Raw genomic sequence first — 17,193 nt, 5'->3', positions numbered from 1 at the left:
TTCCGCCCCGAAATCGGACCGCAGCGCGGCCCAAAACCGGGCGGGACCCCGGTTTTTCGGCATGGCGCCCGGAATCCACTGACTGTTTTAAACATTTATTAAAATTTATTGAAGCGCGGAAGCTCTTCAAACCGCGGCCTATCCGCCCCGCTGCGGCTGCCGCCGCGACTTTGAGAATAGCCGGACCGGATCTTCCCCATAATATCTGGGAAAGAGGCACTAAGGGAGGAAATCGCAGTTGGAGACGGAGCAGACAAGAGAAGCGACGGTAACGGATCGCCGGACGCTCCAGGCCTATTTTATCGGGGGCGGCATCGCCGCGCTGGCCGGAGCGGCTTTTCTGATCCGGGACGGCCATATGCCCGGCGCCAACATCCATATTCTGGAGGAGTTGAAGATCAGCGGCGGCGGGCTGGATGGCGTCGGCAGCCCCGAGACGGGGTATGTCATCCGGGGCGGCCGGATGCTGAATGACGAGACTTACGAATGTACCTGGGATCTCTTGAAGACCATCCCTTCGCTGCAGGATCCCGACCGGAGCGTGCGCGACGAGATCGTGGCCTTCAACCGCAAGATCCGGACCAGGGCCCGCGCCCGGCTGGTAGACGGCAACGGCGCCATTGTCGATGTGTCGTCGATGGGTTTTTCCAATCAGGACCGGCTGGAACTGGCGAAATTGATGGCCGTGCCCGAAGATTCGCTGGGACCCGCCCGGATCAACCAGTGGTTCGGACCGGCCTTCTTCACCACCAACTTCTGGTATATGTGGGCGACGACCTTTGCCTTTCAGCCCTGGCACAGTCTGATCGAGTTCAAACGCTATCTGCACCGCTTCATCCATGAATTCCCCCGCATCCATACCCTGGCCGGGGTGCGCCGCACTCCGTACAATCAATACGACTCGCTGGTGCTGCCGCTGTTGAAATGGCTCAAGGCGCACGGCGTGCGGCTGGAAATGAGCACGCGGGTCGAGGATCTGGACTTTAAGCCGTCCAAAACCGAGTATACCGTCACCCGGCTGCACTGCACCCGCGACGGGGAACGCCGGGAGATTGCCATTCATCCCGGCGACCTGGTCTTCGTCACCAACGGCTCGATGGTGGAAGGCTCCAGCCTCGGGTCGATGTCCGCCCCGCCCCGGCCGGACGGCAAAGGCAGCTCCTGGCGGCTCTGGGAGAATATCGCCAACAAGCAGCCGGGCCTGGGCGACCCTGGCGTATTCGCCGACCATATTCCGGAGTCCTTGTGGGAATCGTTCACCGTCACCTGCCACGACCCGGCTTTCTTTCAATTGATGGAGGACTTCTCCGGCAATCCGCCCGGTACCGGGGCGCTGGTCACCTTCAAGGAATCGAACTGGCTGATGTCGATCGTCCTGGCCTATCAGCCCCATTTTATCAACCAGCCGGAAGACGTCCGGGTTTTCTGGGGCTATGGCCTGTTCCCCAATGAACCGGGCAATTTTGTGCAGAAAAAGATGACCGAGTGCAGCGGCGCAGAGATCCTGACCGAGCTCTGCAGCCAGCTTCGCTTCACCGCCCAGCTGCCGCTGATCCTGAAGACCTCCAACTGCATCCCGTGCCTGATGCCCTTCATCACCAGCCAGTTTTTGGCCCGCTCCCGCCAGGACCGGCCGCCGGTGGTCCCGCCGGGCTCGACCAATCTCGCTTTTATCGGCCAGTTCTGCGAGATCCCCGACGATGTCGTCTTTACGGTGGAATACTCGGTCCGTTCGGCCCAGACGGCGGTTTACACCCTGCTCGGGCTGGACAAGGAGATTCCTCCCATCTACCCGGGGCAGTTTGACGTCAGGGTCCTGTTCGACTCCTTCATCGCCATGTTCCGGTAAGAGAAGGGATGGCGCGGCGAAGCATCGCGTTTCCCATGAACCGGCTTTGGCACGCCCGGAGCGCACTTGGCCTTGTTGAGGTGGACCAGGGGAGGGTTTTTAAAGCATCAAACGTTACGTTTGAACAACCTTTTAAACTCCAAACTCTTTGCCCCAAAGTTAAGTAACGAGCCTACCTCAGGAGACTCCGTAAAAACAGAGAATCATCGTCTGAACCAGGATTAATCGGGATTTCCCGGATTTAAGGATTAAAACATCCAATAGCACCACGTTCTCGTCCTTTTAATCCGCAAAATCTTGACGAATCCTGGTTCAGACAATTTACTCTTCGCCCACTTCCACTAATTTTCTAAAATTTCCAAATACTTAAGCTGTGACAAAGTGAGAATAGGCGGACATCCTTTTTTGCAACGATTTTAAATCATGCTCATCCTTTAATCCTTTGAATCATGGTTCAGGGTTGAGGTTTACACCCATCCCATCTTTCCTTTTAACTGCACTTTCCCGACTTATCCACAGCCAAAACCGTTAACCCCATTGAACGGATCTGTTTATCCACAAAAACAGCTTACTTATTCACAAAAAGAGCTTGTTGAACGACTGAAAGAACTCTTTTTCCACAAAATGAGCTTATTGAGCGACTGAATGAGCTCTTTCAGTCACCCAAAGAGATCCGTCACTCGCAAAATGAGCTCTTTCAGCTCCTCAAACCCGATCTCTTTGAAGTAAGCCAGTTCAGGAAGCGAAAGGGGAACCTTGTTTTACCGGGGTTTTCGTAACATTTTGAAACGAAAAGCAAGCTTCGAGCATGGTCCCCCTCGCTGCTGAACCGCTTCCAGTGGAGCATCGAAGCAGAGAGGGGGCAGTTTCATGAGTTGCTACCGGCTGAGTGAGACTCAGGGGGTGAGTCGGGTTTTGGGGCCGACGCGGCCGGAACGGCACTTGGCCTTGACCCGCAGGGCCTCGTTGAGGTGGACCAGCGGATGGCGGGTGGCGGGCATCAACAACAGGCCGGCCACGTTCTTGCGGCCCCAGAAATCGATCAGCCACCGGGCGTCGGGGACATCCAACACCGCCCCTTCATCCAGAATCCGCTGCAACGCGGCGGGGTTCACTTTGCGTTTCAAGTCCGGCGCCGTCAATCCCCGAATGATGCCGCGGGTCTTCCGGCCCACCGCGCCGCGGTAGTTGCGCAATTCCGTCATGTCGACCGCCGCGCTGAAAGCCAGCATCTCCGCAGTGGTCATCGCGTTGCCGGTGTCGCGGACTCCGGCGCGCAGCCGTTCCTGCCAGGCGGCGTCAAACAGCTGCTCCTCCCCGGCTACCAGCAGATTCATGGTGATATCCTCGATCCGGCTGATATGCCAGATGCCCCAGGCGATAGTCTCTTCATCCTTGGGGCTGGGCAGGGCCCGGAAGACGGTCTCGTCCAGCCCCTCCCATAACTCATCCTCAAAGGTCGGCGCGCCGCTCCCCGACACCGCCGCGGCATGAACCATGGCGTGCTGCTCCAGGCATAAGGCGATGGCTTCGTCGAAGCGATCCGCCTTGCCGAGCAGCTCCCGCAGACGGGTCTGCCGCGCATTCCATAATGATTTTGGGTCGTCCATCATATCGTCGCGCTCCTCGTCCCAAATTTCGATAAATGACGTTTCCACTCTTTTTATCAAACCGTTATTTCCGGCTCGCCATACCCGGCAACAAACCCGTCAGATTGCACCAGCGAAAAAGTATCCAAAAAAACCGTTTTCATCCTTATCCATCCATGGGGCCTCATCTTTGCGACTTTCCTGTCGCTGAGAACCTCCGGATTCCAAGCCTCATTATCGCAATTCTTGAATGCCTTCGCCATCCATGGCCTTCTGCCTGGCAACCAGGTTAAGGCTCCCGTTCTCGACCGCTGTTTTTCATTCCAGGAAAAGAAGCGGCGCCGTTTTATCATTCGTCTTTTTCGGATTCTCATTAAACTCAAATATCGATTGCAGCCGTTTTCTTTCGAAACAGTACCCGCCTTCAGGGAAGAAGGCGGACGACGCATCTTTTCTCGGATGAAAAACTGCGGTCGTCGGCGGAAGCCTCCACTTAGTTGCCAGTCGAAATGCCATGGATGGCGGCGACATGCTAGAACCCCGGATGAATTAGGAGGCGTTGGAACCTGGGTTCCAACTGGGCGGATTCCAAAGGGTGTCCTACTACACCCTTTGGTCCTGGGGGTGTGGGGGCAGGAATAGTCCCCATCGACCCTCAGTCGCTTATATCTTTGCTTACTTTTTACATGGAAGCCCAGTTACTTATTATGTAAAGATGACTTCTTGTCATTATGACTTCAAGGGTTTACTGATAAATTTGAATCGCGAAAGCTGAGAGTATATATGAGCCCTGTCGGGGGAGTATGCCGGTTTCGCTTCGGCGGGTCTGGTCCGCGAATTCTCTTTATAAGTCTTTGATTGTCGCCTCGTCCCGCCGCGAAGCCGCCTCCGGGCCATATTCCTTGCTTTCATAGCCGATCATCAGCTTGACATCATGGTTTTCGCCGCTGAGCCCCATGGTAATTTCGGTTCGCGGAGTCTCCCAAATGGAATAATACAAGAGATGTCCCAGACTGACCGCCCGGCCCCATTCGTTTTGGTTTTCGCGGTAATGATCGTTCCGCCAGTCCATGCCCGACTGCCCGGCCTCACCGTATTTTTTGTCCAACAGTTGCTTGAGGCTGTTATAGTCCGAGATGTAATCGTTCGGGTTGGTATGCTCAACCAAAAACAGATAACCGCCCAAGTACAGCCGATCCTCGTGAAACGAATAGAAAAGAAGGCAGTTTTTGCCGTCGATGGTCGTCAGGTAGGCCAGTTCGCCGCCGCCCAGATCCAAGGGCGCCAATGATTCATGGCTAGCCACCTCCGCTTTGGACATTCCCCAACAGGTATTCCGAAAATCGTAATCCAGCGGGGCGCCTGCGGCCAAACTCGGGGAAGAAACGGCAAAAAGCAGCATCAAGACCAGAAAAATCGTTTTTATGCGCATGAGAGTCCTCCTTCGATTCAATACCGCGGATTGAATGATTCCCGTTTCAGACCGCACAACACGTTTTGATAAAAGGGTTTTTCCGCAAACGGAGTAAATCGCTCATCCCCATACTTGGCCAGAATCGTCCAGCCATTATACTCCAGTAGCGCATCCAGCTCCTGGGGGAAAAACTGCCGCATCGCCAGTTGGAAACTTTTCTCAATCGGGTCGGCGTCCGTATGATAAAAATAGGTGGCATGGAGGATTTGGCTCGCGGCGTCGTAACGGTTCTGATACTCGGCGTAATACCGTTCCCCCGTCTGCCCGTCCCAATAATATCTCCCGGCTGGTTGGGATCCGGCGCGTTGGGTCGGACGCCAGCAGCGGCGGGTAGGGATTAAAGACCTGGATCAAAAACGCGCCGCCCGGCAACAGATGGTCACGGACTGCCGCCAAACACCCTTCGACGTCCTTTCGGGTATGCAAGTGTTGAAAGGATTGGCAAGGGATAAAGATAAACCCGAACCGCCTCCCGATGGCGAAATCCCGCATGTCGGCGCAGTAAAAGGGAATGTCCTTTCCCGCCGCTTGCGCCTTTTGACGGGCGTGCTCCAGCATGGCCGGGGAGAGGTCTAGACCATGGAGATCCAAACCCGACTGCGCCAGCGCCGTCGTGATCCGGCCGGTTCCACAGGCGAGCTCCAAGGCCGGTTCGCCGAATTGCCGGATGAAAAAAGAATAAAAATCAAGCTCCGGTTGGGAAACCGCCGCTCCGAAAAGTACGTCATAGACATGGGCATCCTCATACAGATTCGCTTCCATAACCTCCTCCATCCCGCACCCAAACCGGGCCGCTGCTTGCGGCGCCCAACACGGCAACATTCCATTCTCACCTGAATTCGCCTATTTTCGTCCATCCTCCTGCCAATTTCCGTAACATCATTCTAAATGATGTAATTCAGAAGCTCATCACCCTATCCGTTTCCCTTAAGAACGATGAGCCGCCAGACCATTTCCCAGCCGCATTCTTCCGTCAGAATTGCCCCACGCTTGCCACTCTTCTTTCAAAATACCGTAATGGCATTCATCGTCCCAGCCGCCGTTTTTAAAGCGGGCTTTCCGAAATTCCCCTTCCTTAACCATGCCCGCTTTTTGCATCACTCTTTCGGAGGATAGGTTCCTCGCATTGCAGCGGGCGGTAACCCGGTGCAGCCCCAGCTGGATAAAGCAGATCGCCAGCAGCATCCCGGCGATCTCGGTGGCATAGCCCTGCCCCCAGAACTCCGGCAGCAGGAAATAGCCGATCTCGCCGCAGCGCCCCAGGCGTTTTGCTGCTGGATCTCGATGTCGACGAAGCCGATGAAGCCTGCGTCCGAGGCCGAAAAGACCCCGTACTCGAAGGCCGGACGGTTTTCGGCGGTGGCGTTATGGGCGAGCACCTATATGTAACGGCATTAATCCTTGATGGATATGATTTGCGAAAATAACGAACGCTTCACCGTTTTTTCGCAAATCATGTGATTCCAATAATGCCGTTGCATTAAGCGAAATAGGGCCGGATCTCCTCCGCGCTGCGGAAAGGGTCCATCAGCGCATAGCGCATGACCCGCTCGTTGGAAAAGACCGAATAAAACCGCTGGAAATCCGTTTCCGTGAACTCCCGGTACAGCAGCCGGGCACTTTGGTGATTCATCCTCATATTCCTCGTATCGAATTGAATTAATCGCTCTCCGTCCCGCTACCGCTCCAATTCGCCCCGGAGCGCGGCATAGGCGGGCTTGGGTTCGAAATTGCGGTCCAAGATCAAGGCGTCGTCGCAATCGGTAAAGAACTGGGGAATCCAGGAGTATCGGTCGCTGAAGCCCCACATCATGAAGGTGGAACAATCCGGGTTGGACCGGAAAAGCCGGATCATTTGCCGGTAGTTCTCGGCCTGGACGGCGTAGTCCCGCGCGGCCGCGGGTTTGCGGATGCGGATATCCAGCTCGGTGACGGCCACTTTCAGCCCCAACTCCGTGAAGCGCTTGATGTTCCCGGCGATGGCCGCCAATTGCGCCGGACCCAATTCGTCATTGTGAAAATGGCATTGCAGCCCCACGCCGTCGATGGGGACCCCCCGCTGCTTCATTCCCTTGACCAGCCGATACACTGCGTCGGATTTGGCATTCTCCGGCTCGGCGCCGTAGTCGTTATAAAAGAGCAGCGCGTCCGGGTCCGCCTCCCTGGCGTAACGAAACGCCCAATCGAGATAGTCCGGGCCGATGACCTCCGCCCAGACGGTCTTGCGGAGCCCGTGGCCGGGGCCGTCATCAATACACTCGTTGGCGACGTCCCATTCGGCGATCCGCCCCCGGTAATGCCGCATCACGGTTTGGATGTGCTCCCTCATCACCGCCAGCAGGGTCTCCCGGGTCCAGCTCCCTTGCATGAGCCACAGCGGATTCTGCTGGTGCCAGATCAGAGTGTGGCCGCGCATTTTCATCCCGTTGGCCGCGGCGAAGGCCAGCAGGGCGTCGCCCTTCTCAAAATCAAAGTAACCCGGCAGCGGTTGAATGTTCTCAAATTTCATTTCATTCTCGCAGACGACCATATTGAATTGGCGTTTCAGAACCTCCCGGTAGGTTTGGGAATCCGGGCCCCCGTAAAAGGCGGTTCCCACCGCCGCGCCGATATTTAGCGGCAGACCCTTCCGGCTGACCACGTCGCGCAGCCCCGGCGGGGCCCCTTCATCCTTCCCCGCGGCGCCGGCCCCGGGCCCGAACCCGTTCAAACCGGCCAGCACCGCCGCACCCAGCAGGAGCGCCACCCAAAACTGCTTGCCCATCCCCAACTCCTCCTTCCCGAAATAAACGGCTTAACCCATCATTTATAACGCAGGCTATTTTCGCGCGATGAACAGATATCGCCTGGCGTTGGTGTAAATCCCTTTCCCGGTTTGGAATTCCGCCACCAGCCGCCGGAAGATTTCCCAATCTCCCGGAACTTCTCCGAAGTCCGGAACGATCGGCGCATGCTTCAATAAAAAAAGCAAATCCCCGGCGGTTTGGTAATACTCCGCCGCATCATACTCCAAAGCTTGAACCTCCCGGAAACCGGCCTGCTTTAGCTCTCTCTCATACGCCGCCTTTTGCGTCCCATCCGGTTGTCCATAGTTTTGGCCGCGTCCAAAGGCCCGCTTGATATTCAGTTTATCCCCCTCACTGACCTGCTGGGTCAGGAACACTCCGTCTTTCGCTAATACCCGCGCCACTTCGCCGGCGTCGAAGCTGCAATGCCGGCAGGAGACGCACTGAAAAAACCCGTCCGGGAACATCAAGCCTTGGGCGCGCATCTGAAAAAATCTCACATTCGCGAGGCCTGTTTGCAACAGGTTATTTTGGGCGGCTTGAATCATCGCGGCCGAGGCATCGATCCCGATCAGAAGAAACACCTTCGCGGCGAGCCCGATGAGCTTTTCTCCGCCGCCGCAGCCGATATCCAGCAGCACCGTTCGCCCGTCGCAGTACTTTGCGACTACCTCATAAAAATCCCAGGCGGCATTCTCCACCCGGCAGCGGATGCCGCCGAAATCCCAGCCGATTTGCGCGCCCACCCGGTCATACCATTCTTTGTAATCGATTTCCGGCAAACCAAAAACCGCCTTTCTGAGCGTCGCTCGGTCCTTGTCTCCGGGGACGTTCATTTCCCCGCTCCTTCGGCGACGTATCATTGCAATTCATCCTTGCGCTTTCATTCCAGAGGCCTTACAATCAACTTGTAACTCACCCAATAATTACCACTAACTTATCGTATTTCGCCTGTCTTTGCAAGTATTATTTGAAGGAGCGCTGATCATGGAATTTCAAGCCGCAAAACTGCATTGGATTCATCCGCCCCGCCAATTTAGCGTGACCGACGAGCGGATCGAAATCACCACCGAGCCCGGGACCGATTATTGGCAGCGGACCTACTACGGGTTTCGCAACGACAATGCCCACACCCTGGTGATGCCGGTGGCGGAGGATTTTTCCTTCACCGTCAAAACCCAGTTCGATTCGAAAACGCAATACGATCAATGCGGGATCATCTTGTATCAAAACAGCGACAACTGGTTTAAGGCTTCCATTGAATACGAAAATGAAACCTATCAACGGCTGGGCAGCGTGGTGACAAACCAAGGCTATTCCGATTGGGCGACGGCCGATATCCCGGCGGGCATCCGGCAGATGGTTTACCGGCTCAGCCGCAGAGGCGCGGATTTCCGGGTGGAAAACTCACTGGATGGAGAAGGATTTGCCCAAATGAGGATTTTTCACTTCAGCGCGGGACAGGACGCGGTGAACCTGGGGATCTATGCTTGCAGTCCGTTGCAATCGAGCTTTCACGCGGTATTTACGGAAATGCGGCTGACCGGATGCGTCTGGGAAGCGTATCGCGGACCCGAGAATTCCTGAGGCAAGCGGCCGGGGCTCATCCACCCGTCACTCCGCCAGCTTTTTGTAAAGCACATTCATGCTTTCGAAGCCGCCGGCGATCTGGGTATTGTTAATCAGCGTTCCGGTATAGCTGTAGCCGGACTTCAGGAAGGTCACATTCATCCCGGCCGACTTCAGACGGGCAATGGTATAGGCGGTTTTGATCCCCAGCCTCTGCGCGGCTTCTTCCATCTGCCGCAGCAACAACCCTGCCAACCCGCTTCCCCGGTACTCCGGCAACACCGCGAAGTCGGTCATTTCCGCGTTGAGATACTCCCGGTCCGTTTCGGCGGAGGAAAGCGCGATCAAGCGGCCGCAGTCGCGGATGCCGAAATAGAAGGTCTCGCCGGCCATCGTCTCGCGCAAGTATTCCGGACGGTCGATGGGAAACGGGTAGCTCGGAAAGACCCTCCGGTATAGTTCGGCCATCGCCGCGGCGTCGGGTTCCGCCATGGGTGCTACGCGGAAGGGCCCGGGCTCCGGGACCTCCCGCCGCGCCGCGGTCGTTCGAACGAGCTCCCGCACGTTTTGGAGCTCTTGTTCCGGGAATGCTTTGCGGGATTCCGAATAATACTTGGCCAGGAAAAGGGCACGGATCTTTCCCCAGTAAAAATCGGGCACCTGGGCTTCAATTTGGTAGCCGTGCCGGAGGAACTCCTCGGCGCAGGACTCCGGCACCTTCGCAAAGACTTTGGTGTAACGGTGCTCCGCGACCAGTTCCTCAATGCCGGAGAGGATCGCCGGGTAATCGCCGGGGCTCAGCTTCATGAGATACACCCGGTCGTTGTGTTTCCCGTGCTGGATGAGGCTGTCGCCGAGCCTGGCGAGGATATCGCTCACCGCTCTCTCCGCTCGATCCTGGGGATGTTCTGGGGGATCAGGGTGTTGGTCTCATCCGAATCCGACAACAGGCTCTCAATGCCCACGGCCTTGAATTCGTCGGCGTTCTCCAGTTTCAATTGCAGGTGGCAGTCCTGGCAGTTGTTATCGCAGAAGGTGTTTTGATAATGCTTCGGCTCGGTGTAGGTGGTGATGACTCCCTCGAAATTGCGGAGAACGACCTTATGGACGGACCAGGAGAGCAGGTAATTGGGCAGCACCGGGATCTTGCCGCCGCCCCCCGGGGCGTCGATGACATAGGTCGGAACCGCAAAACCGCTGGTATGGCCGATGAGGCTCTCCATGATCTCGATCCCTTTGCCCACCGGCGTCCGGAAATGCGATAAGCCCTCCGATAAATCGCACTGGTACAGATAGTAGGGGCGGACCCGGTTTTGCACCAGCTTGTGGACGAGTTTTTTGATGATCCGGGGGCAATCATTGACCCCGGCCAGCAAAACGGTCTGATTCCCCAGCGGGATCCCCGCGTCCGCCAGTTTCCGCAAAGCTTCCATGGCCGAGGGAGTAAGCTCCCGCGGGTGGTTGAAATGGGTGTTGACCCAGACCGGATGGTACTTCCGGATGACCTCGGTCAAGCCGCCGGTGATCCGGAACGGCATCACCACCGGCGTCCGGGTCCCGATGCGCACCACTTCCACATGGGGGATCCCCCGGATCTCGCCGAGAATCCAGTCCAGATATTCATCGGAGAGTAAAAACGGGTCCCCGCCGGACAGGAGGACATCCCGCACCTCGGGATGGCTGCGGATATAGTCGATCCCCTTGGTCAATTCGTCCCGGCCGGGGATGCAGTCGATGTCGCCCACCTTTCTTTTGCGGGTGCAATGCCGGCAGTACATGGCGCAAAGATTGCTGATGTGAAAGAGGACCCGGTCCGGATAGCGGTGGGTGATCCCTGGCACAGGGCTGTCCGTCTCCTCGGCCAGCGGATCGGACATCTCCCATTGCTGGACCGTTAATTCGCCGGGATCGGGAAATGCCTGTTTATAGATGGGATCGTTCCGGTAGTCCGCGGTTTCGATCAGGGACAGATAATACGGCGTGATCGAGATGGGGAATTTGGCTACGGTCTTTTCGAGCTGGAGCCGGGTTTCGCTGTCAAACGAAATGCCGGTCAGCCGTTCGAAAGTGGGAATATCCCGGATGGAATGCGCCAACTGCCACCGCCAATCTTTCCACTGGGAAAGCTTCGCGCCACAGTCGAGCCCCTCGGCGATCCTGCGCTGCTTTTCCTCATAAATGACCATATTGCCTCCATTGTGATGGTTTCGTTCTGCTCACGATTGGAGCGGCATTCCCCGAAATATAGGATAAGTGAAACCAGCGAAAAATATTCCCGTCCGGACTTCGTGGGGAGGCGGGGCTTGGCCTCCTTCCGGCCGAACAGGGTTCACCGGCGCACCCGCCCGGCCCCGGGAATCATCGGGCCGCCTGACAACTTGCCTCGACAATCGCCCCAAGCCAGTCCATGAAGAAACCGCAATCGATCAACCGGGTTCCGCGGCCGTAACCCGCTCAAAAACGCAGATCATCCATGCTCCGGATGCCAAAAAAAGCGATAATGCTGATGATTCCGGTGAAGACCGTAATCCCGGCCAGAATCAACTCCTGGGCGATCCCCCAGGTCGTTCTCACCGGAAACAGGCTCCGGCATCCCGGGCACGCCAGCACACAGGTGGTCGGCGTTCTTTCAAAATAATTCAGGGTCGCTTTGCCGCAATACGGGCAATTCCGCGAATGAGCCATGCGTTTCATCCTCTAGGATTTGTCGGCTTCCGGTCATGGTTGCAACGCATTTTCCGGGATGCCTCGTTGCTATAGTTTATTCCCTCTCCAGTGCGGATGATAGAGGATGAAGACACGTTTTGCCCCCGCCGCGCGGGCTTCTTCCTCCCGTGGTCGGGGGTGAAACGAGTCCCGGACCCGCCGCCTGAAACAGGGCTGCCATTCCTCGAAAAATGCAGCCCTGCGCCTTCATGATGCCTGAAGCTTTGCTTTTTTGCCCACTACGATCTAGAAGCGTTGTGATAAACCCCGGCCGAAGGCCAGGGTGAACACAAAAGCTCAGAAAAGCAAGTGATAAAGTCGATTTTTAATCCTTTGAAAGAGTGATTTCCGAATTTGAGGACTTTATCACATGGCTTCTAGAAGCGTTGTGATAAACCCCGTCCGAAGGTCGGGGCGTTCACAAAAGCTCAGAGAAGCAAGGGATAAAGTCGCTTTAAATCTGTTGACAAGTCGAGTCGAACTAAAAAGAGACTTTATCACATGGCTTCTAGAAACCCATCCGTTCCTGAACCGCCCGGCGGTTCTCGGCGGAGGTCAGCATCTCCAGCAGGGTGAAGGCGACATCCAAGGCTGTGGCGGGGCAGGATGAGGTGATGATGTTCCCGTCGCGGACCAAAAGCTCATCCACCACCTGGACGCCGAAGCCGGCCAATTGTGCGCGCCGCAGGCCATTCTTCAAATGGTAGGTGGTCCCGCGGCGGCCGCGCAAAACGCCGCTTTTGCCGACCGCCAAGGCACCCACGCAGACCGCGGCGATCGGTTTCCCGGCCCGGTCGAAGGCTTGAATCAACTGCGTAAATTCGTCGCTGTAAGCGTCCTCATAAAAACCGGCTTCCTCGAATCCTCCCGGAATGGCCAGCGCATCAAAGCCTGCCGGGTCCACTTCGGACAGGAGCATTTCGGGGATGACCGTAAAATTCCAGGTGCAGCGGAGCGCTTGGTGCAGCCCGCAAGCGACCACCTCGGTCGTCCCGTCCCCCTCCAGCCTGTTCCAGCCCAGCACATCCGTAAAGACGCTCGCCTCATACGCTTCAAATCCTTTGGCCAGTAAAAGCAGAATCTTTTTGGTTTTCATCGCGATCCCTTCCTTCACTCCGTATGGTTTTTTCCACAGTTTTAGCTTATCATAGAAATGGAGTTTCGGAAAATTGAATGATTCGAACGAAACATTCACAGTCTTCGAATCGGGAGGAGATCGTTCATGGAGGTTCGCCAGCTCAAGACCTTTACAACCATCGCCCGCCTGGCCAGCTTCGTGCAGGCCGCGGAGGAACTGGGCTATGCCCAGTCGACCATCACCAGCCATATTCAAGCCCTGGAGAACGAGCTGGGAGTGAGGCTCTTCGAACGGCTCGGGCATACGATCCGCCTGACCGGGCCGGGCCGCGCCCTATTGCCCTACGCCGAGCAGGTGACCAGGCTCGTCGCAGAGGCCCTGGAGATCGCCGCGCATCCCGATGTTCCCCAAGGCACGCTGACCATCGGCACCGGGGAATCGCTGGGAACTTACCGGTTGCCGGGTTTGCTCCGGACGTACCGGGCCGTCTTTCCCCAAGTGGAGCTGGCCCTAAAGTTCGCCAACTGCGGCGCCGTCCGGGAGGCGCTCCGCGACAACGGGCTGGATGTCGGCCTGATCATCAGCGAACGGACCGCCGACGCCGACCTGATCGTCGAGGAGCTTTCCGCCGAGACCATGCTCTTTCTGGCGGCTCCCGATCACCCGCTGGCCCGGAAGAGCCGGGTCCGCCCGGAAGACCTGGGCGAGAGCTGCCTGATCCTGACCGAGCCGGGCTGCAGCTACCGGGCGACCGTCACCAAAATCCTGCAAGATTTCCGGGTGACGCCCCTCTCCTTATTGGAGGCCAGCAGCATCGAAGCGATCAAGCAGCTGATCATGATCGGCATGGGCGTCGCAATGCTGCCGCAGTTCAGCGTCGCCGCGGAACTGGCGGAGGGGCGGATCCGGGCGCTATCTTGGGCGGGGCCCGTTCCCGGTTACAGTGTACAGTTGCTCCATCATAAGGACAAATGGCTCTCGCCGGCGCTGCGGTCCTTTTTGAACACGGCGCGGCGCTACTGGCGGGATCCCCAGCCGCCCCACGATGCCGCCACCCCTGCCGGTTAGCCGGCGGGTCCGGCTCCCCGCCCCTTGCTGCAGGATCTTTTTAAAAAAGGGCTGCACCCTTTCGGTCGCAGCCCTTTTTCACGGTCCCGCTCCCAGCGGATCCCCCATCGCAAGCCTTAATTCGCGGCGCTGTTCATACGGTACAGCGGTTGCCGCTTGTTGCGGAACTTCTCCTTCGCCAGGTAGTCGCCGAGGACCTTCTGCAGATTCAGCACATCGTTCATCTCAAAATAACCGGATTTCCCCTGAATGAAGCGGATCCCCTTGATCGCGCCCAAGGCGAAGGCTTTGCGCGAGAAGGATTCGTGGGAGATCTCGATGCGGTCGTTTTCGCCGACGATCAGGACCTCGTGTTTGCCGACCACGCCGCCGGCGCGGATCGCCTGAATCGGAACGTCGGCCGTTTCGGGCAGGCCCGAGGCAGCCAAGCCTTTCTCGATCTCTTTGGCGATTTTCACAGCCGTGCCCGACGGCGCGTCTTTTTTATGTTTATGGTGGATCTCGGTGATCTGGAAGTCGTAGTTGTTGAGCATGTTGGCTGCCAAATTGGTCAACAGCATCATGACATTGACGCCGAGGGTAATGTTGGGAGCATACAGGATGGCGTTATGGTACTTCTTGGTCAGGACGTACAGCTTATACATGGCGATTTTGGAAAAGCCGGTGGTTCCGACCACGATATTCACTTTCATTTTGGAAAATAGCTTGGAGTTCCTGACCGTGGCGGCGGGGTTGGTGAAATCCACCACCACATCGGGACGGGATTGGAAGACGATCGGCTCGATCTGGTCCGGACCCTGGACGATAACACCCGTCGCCGGGCAGCCCAGGATCTCTCCCAGATCCTTCCCAATCTTGCGGCTGTTGGGGCTGGAGATAGCCGAAACCAGCCGCAGATCCTTTTGTTCCATGATCGCCTTGGCAACCTCAATCCCGGTTCTGCCCAATCCCACTAAGCATACTCGAGTCATAAAATCCCCTCCTTCAAATAAAAATGCCACCGATGGCCAACCATCCGCAGCGTTGAAAAAAGGGTATGACAAATCAAGCAGCCATTCACCTTCTCTTTCAACGCTTACGAAATTAGCTGACGGATTCGGGTCGAAAGCTAACCCTACCCGGCAAAGCCGGGACTCACCCCAAAAATTGGTTCTTCCGCTCCATCTCTGGATTCAGCGTTTATGACCGATATTCAGTTCGATGATCGGGTTTCCCAAAGACCTCTCAGAGGCAATGGTTCTTTGGACCCAATCGAAGCAAAAAATTCCTCTTTCGTATTATACCACACGGCACGGATGAAATCAATATCCCATACCCTTTCCTGCGCCCCAATCCTCAAATTTTTTCGAAGCTGTCAAGGCGCGGCGTCGATCGTCAGGTCAGCCTCGGTGACGCGGCCCGCCTGGATCAGGACCTTGCGCACCGCGGCTTTGCCCGCCCCCGCCGGCTCCGCCGTGACGCGGTAGCGGCCGGGCGGCAGTCCCGCCAGGCCGTACCAGCCGCTGCCATCGGTGGATACGGTCCGGCTTATTTCGGGCGCTCGGCCCCAGCGGGCGCGGGATTCCACCGTCACCCGCCAGCGGTCGGGCCTGGCGCCGTCCGGTCCGGTCACCACCCCCATCAGAAAGCCCCGCGTCGGGTGGGACTTCCAGGGCAGATCGGGAACGGCCGCCGGCGCGGCAAAGACCGGTTCGGTGGCGACGAAGCGCTGCTGCACCGGCTCCCAATAGCCTCCCTTGGCGGAGAGCAGCCGGAAGAGCCAGTCGTTGCTCTGGGGCAGGTATTGATAGGGCTGGCGCGGCAGGCTCCCCGCGGCCGCCGGATTCCGGTAGTCATCGTTGCTGTAGACGTTGGTGGAACCGTAGGCATACAACACCACGCCGGCCGCGTAATTCCCCCGGGCCGAAGGGGCCTGGGCCCGGCGGATCTGGGCCAGCGTATCTTCGATGTATTGCATGTAGATGCCCGGGCCAATCACGATCCGCCGGCCATAGGGGCAATCCTTTTGCCACTCGATCCATTTGTTGTACCAAAGTTGCTGCGTGCCCCACTCCCGGAAATAATTCATCGGCATCACCAGGTCGATGATTCCTTCCTCGAGCCAGCCGCGCCAGTCCTGGGAAACCTCGCTGTAGGCCCGGGATTTTTGCCAGTCCCCCGGCCCGTCCCCCCAGGCGATAACGGCCGAAGAGACTTTGAGCCGGGGCTTCAGGGCGATCGCTTGCAGATACACTTTGCGAATCAGAGCGGCGGTCTGCTCGCGGCGCCATTGCTGCCACTGGGGATCGTCGGGCGCCGGCAAGCCGCTGGTGCCGCGCCAGGCGTTATACCGGTTCACGCTGGTCGGGTTATAGCCCCAACCCAGCCCGGCGTAGCGGGTGTAGTCGAGATGAATGCCGTCCACATCGTAGTTTTTCACCACGTTCAGGTATACCGCGGCGGTGTAGTCCACCGCGGCCGGGTTGCCGGGATCCAGGTAATACGAAGGAGTCAATTGATCCGACCAGCTCCGGTCGGCCGCGTTGTAGGTCCGGTAGTACGAGACCCAGTCGGCGTCCCCGGCGGCCTTGGGCCCGTGCAGGTTCCAGACGTGATTGGGATCCCGGGGCGGCGTGGGGCTATTCCAGGCCACCAGGGTATTCAGCCAGGCATGGACCTCGAGCTGACGGGCGTGGGCCTTACGGATCAGGTATTGCAGCGCGTCGAAACCGGGCATCAGCTCCGGATCCTCGGTGCGCGGCTCGATGCTGTAGTGATAGTACGCATCTCCCCTGCGGCGCACCTGGACGATGAGGGTATTGATGTTGGCTTGGACCGCGTCCTGAATCAGCCGGTCGATCTGGGCCGGTGATTTGGCGCCGTCATGGAAAGCGTCCACCCAGAGGGCCCTGATCTCCGGCCGGGCCGCCGCGCCGGCCTCGGCCGGCCAATAACCGGCCATCAAAACGATCCAGATTCCGAGCCAGGCCAGACCGATCATCCGCTGCATATTCCGCATGATGTCACTCCTATGGTGCCGCAACCCCGACGCGCCCCGGGATTCGCGGCATCTTTCATTGTTTCATCCTTGGCAA

The 17,193-nt window shown here is 57.6% G+C and carries 18 protein-coding genes and 1 riboswitch; of the genes, 3 read left to right on the top strand and 15 right to left on the bottom strand.

Features of this window, described 5'->3' with window-relative positions:
• Positions 1 to 238 precede the first annotated feature (238 nt).
• Positions 239 to 1,849 carry an oleate hydratase gene (locus tag EDC14_RS03875; RefSeq protein WP_132012875.1) on the top strand — a complete coding sequence of 537 codons (1,611 nt, stop codon included), beginning with the start codon at positions 239 to 241 and terminating at the stop codon, positions 1,847 to 1,849.
• 896 nt (positions 1,850 to 2,745) lie between these two features.
• Here the strand turns inward: EDC14_RS03875 and EDC14_RS03870 are convergent.
• The 9 genes from EDC14_RS03870 to EDC14_RS03840 form a co-directional block, all read right to left on the bottom strand.
• Complete coding sequence (locus EDC14_RS03870; RefSeq protein ID WP_341540145.1) at positions 2,746 to 3,462, bottom strand: DinB family protein; 717 nt, start codon at positions 3,460 to 3,462, stop codon at positions 2,746 to 2,748.
• Between the two features lie 53 nt (positions 3,463 to 3,515).
• Entirely contained in the window at positions 3,516 to 3,701 is a 186-nt protein-coding gene (locus tag EDC14_RS03865) for a hypothetical protein (RefSeq protein ID WP_132012874.1), read from the bottom strand.
• A 581-nt stretch (positions 3,702 to 4,282) separates the two neighbouring features.
• Entirely contained in the window at positions 4,283 to 4,870 is a 588-nt protein-coding gene (locus EDC14_RS27195; protein WP_243662800.1) for a hypothetical protein, read from the bottom strand.
• A gap of 17 nt (positions 4,871 to 4,887) precedes the next feature.
• Positions 4,888 to 5,052 (bottom strand): hypothetical protein, encoded by a 165-nt coding sequence (locus tag EDC14_RS26590; RefSeq protein ID WP_165907769.1) that lies wholly within the window; start codon positions 5,050 to 5,052, stop codon positions 4,888 to 4,890.
• A 19-nt stretch (positions 5,053 to 5,071) separates the two neighbouring features.
• The gene (locus EDC14_RS03855) at positions 5,072 to 5,674 is read right to left on the bottom strand and encodes a class I SAM-dependent methyltransferase (RefSeq protein ID WP_165907768.1); all 603 of its coding nucleotides are present in this window, start codon (positions 5,672 to 5,674) and stop codon (positions 5,072 to 5,074) included.
• 165 nt (positions 5,675 to 5,839) lie between these two features.
• On the bottom strand, positions 5,840 to 6,142 hold the full coding sequence (locus tag EDC14_RS03850) for a GNAT family N-acetyltransferase (protein ID WP_243662808.1): 303 nt from the start codon (positions 6,140 to 6,142) through the stop codon (positions 5,840 to 5,842).
• A gap of 250 nt (positions 6,143 to 6,392) precedes the next feature.
• Complete coding sequence (locus tag EDC14_RS26585; RefSeq protein ID WP_165907767.1) at positions 6,393 to 6,545, bottom strand: GNAT family protein; 153 nt, start codon at positions 6,543 to 6,545, stop codon at positions 6,393 to 6,395.
• 45 nt (positions 6,546 to 6,590) lie between these two features.
• Positions 6,591 to 7,676, bottom strand: coding sequence for an endo-1,4-beta-xylanase (locus tag EDC14_RS03845; protein WP_132012871.1), 1,086 nt, complete (start codon positions 7,674 to 7,676; stop codon positions 6,591 to 6,593).
• A 54-nt stretch (positions 7,677 to 7,730) separates the two neighbouring features.
• Entirely contained in the window at positions 7,731 to 8,534 is an 804-nt protein-coding gene (locus EDC14_RS03840; protein WP_341540144.1) for a class I SAM-dependent methyltransferase, read from the bottom strand.
• 151 nt (positions 8,535 to 8,685) lie between these two features.
• On the opposite strand from EDC14_RS03840, the gene EDC14_RS03835 reads away from it, so the two are divergent.
• Positions 8,686 to 9,285: a DUF1349 domain-containing protein gene (locus tag EDC14_RS03835; RefSeq protein WP_132012869.1), complete on the top strand. Its 600-nt coding sequence runs from the start codon at positions 8,686 to 8,688 to the stop codon at positions 9,283 to 9,285.
• 27 nt (positions 9,286 to 9,312) lie between these two features.
• On the opposite strand, the gene ablB is transcribed toward EDC14_RS03835, so the two are convergent.
• The 4 genes from ablB to EDC14_RS03815 all read right to left on the bottom strand — a co-directional run bounded on the left by ablB (position 9,313) and on the right by EDC14_RS03815 (position 13,069).
• A complete protein-coding gene (gene ablB / locus EDC14_RS03830; protein ID WP_243662799.1) occupies positions 9,313 to 10,146 on the bottom strand; it encodes a putative beta-lysine N-acetyltransferase in 834 nt (277 codons plus the stop codon).
• On the bottom strand, positions 10,143 to 11,453 hold the full coding sequence (gene kamA, locus EDC14_RS03825; protein WP_132012868.1) for a lysine 2,3-aminomutase: 1,311 nt from the start codon (positions 11,451 to 11,453) through the stop codon (positions 10,143 to 10,145). Before kamA ends, ablB begins: the two co-directional genes overlap by 4 nt.
• 268 nt (positions 11,454 to 11,721) lie before the next feature.
• A complete protein-coding gene (locus tag EDC14_RS03820; RefSeq protein ID WP_132012867.1) occupies positions 11,722 to 11,952 on the bottom strand; it encodes a hypothetical protein in 231 nt (76 codons plus the stop codon).
• A 529-nt stretch (positions 11,953 to 12,481) separates the two neighbouring features.
• On the bottom strand, positions 12,482 to 13,069 hold the full coding sequence (locus EDC14_RS03815) for a DJ-1/PfpI family protein (RefSeq protein WP_132012866.1): 588 nt from the start codon (positions 13,067 to 13,069) through the stop codon (positions 12,482 to 12,484).
• Between the two features lie 126 nt (positions 13,070 to 13,195).
• Here EDC14_RS03815 and EDC14_RS03810 point away from each other — a divergent pair, with 126 nt between their 5' ends.
• Positions 13,196 to 14,119 carry a LysR family transcriptional regulator gene (locus EDC14_RS03810; protein WP_132012865.1) on the top strand — a complete coding sequence of 308 codons (924 nt, stop codon included), beginning with the start codon at positions 13,196 to 13,198 and terminating at the stop codon, positions 14,117 to 14,119.
• Between the two features lie 116 nt (positions 14,120 to 14,235).
• Here the strand turns inward: EDC14_RS03810 and dapB are convergent, their stop codons facing one another.
• Positions 14,236 to 15,090 carry a 4-hydroxy-tetrahydrodipicolinate reductase gene (dapB, locus tag EDC14_RS03805; RefSeq protein WP_132012864.1) on the bottom strand — a complete coding sequence of 285 codons (855 nt, stop codon included), beginning with the start codon at positions 15,088 to 15,090 and terminating at the stop codon, positions 14,236 to 14,238.
• An 85-nt stretch (positions 15,091 to 15,175) separates the two neighbouring features.
• Positions 15,176 to 15,307: riboswitch (cyclic di-AMP (ydaO/yuaA leader) on the bottom strand.
• Positions 15,308 to 15,473: 166 nt separating this feature from the next.
• On the bottom strand, positions 15,474 to 17,117 hold the full coding sequence (locus EDC14_RS03800; protein ID WP_132012863.1) for a family 10 glycosylhydrolase: 1,644 nt from the start codon (positions 17,115 to 17,117) through the stop codon (positions 15,474 to 15,476).
• Positions 17,118 to 17,193: the final 76 nt, after the last annotated feature.

Source organism: Hydrogenispora ethanolica, from assembly GCF_004340685.1.
In the GTDB taxonomy this organism is placed as follows: domain Bacteria; phylum Bacillota; class UBA4882; order UBA8346; family UBA8346; genus Hydrogenispora; species Hydrogenispora ethanolica.
Note: the sequence above shows the minus strand (reverse complement) of the source record. Positions and strands in the feature narration are given on the sequence as shown.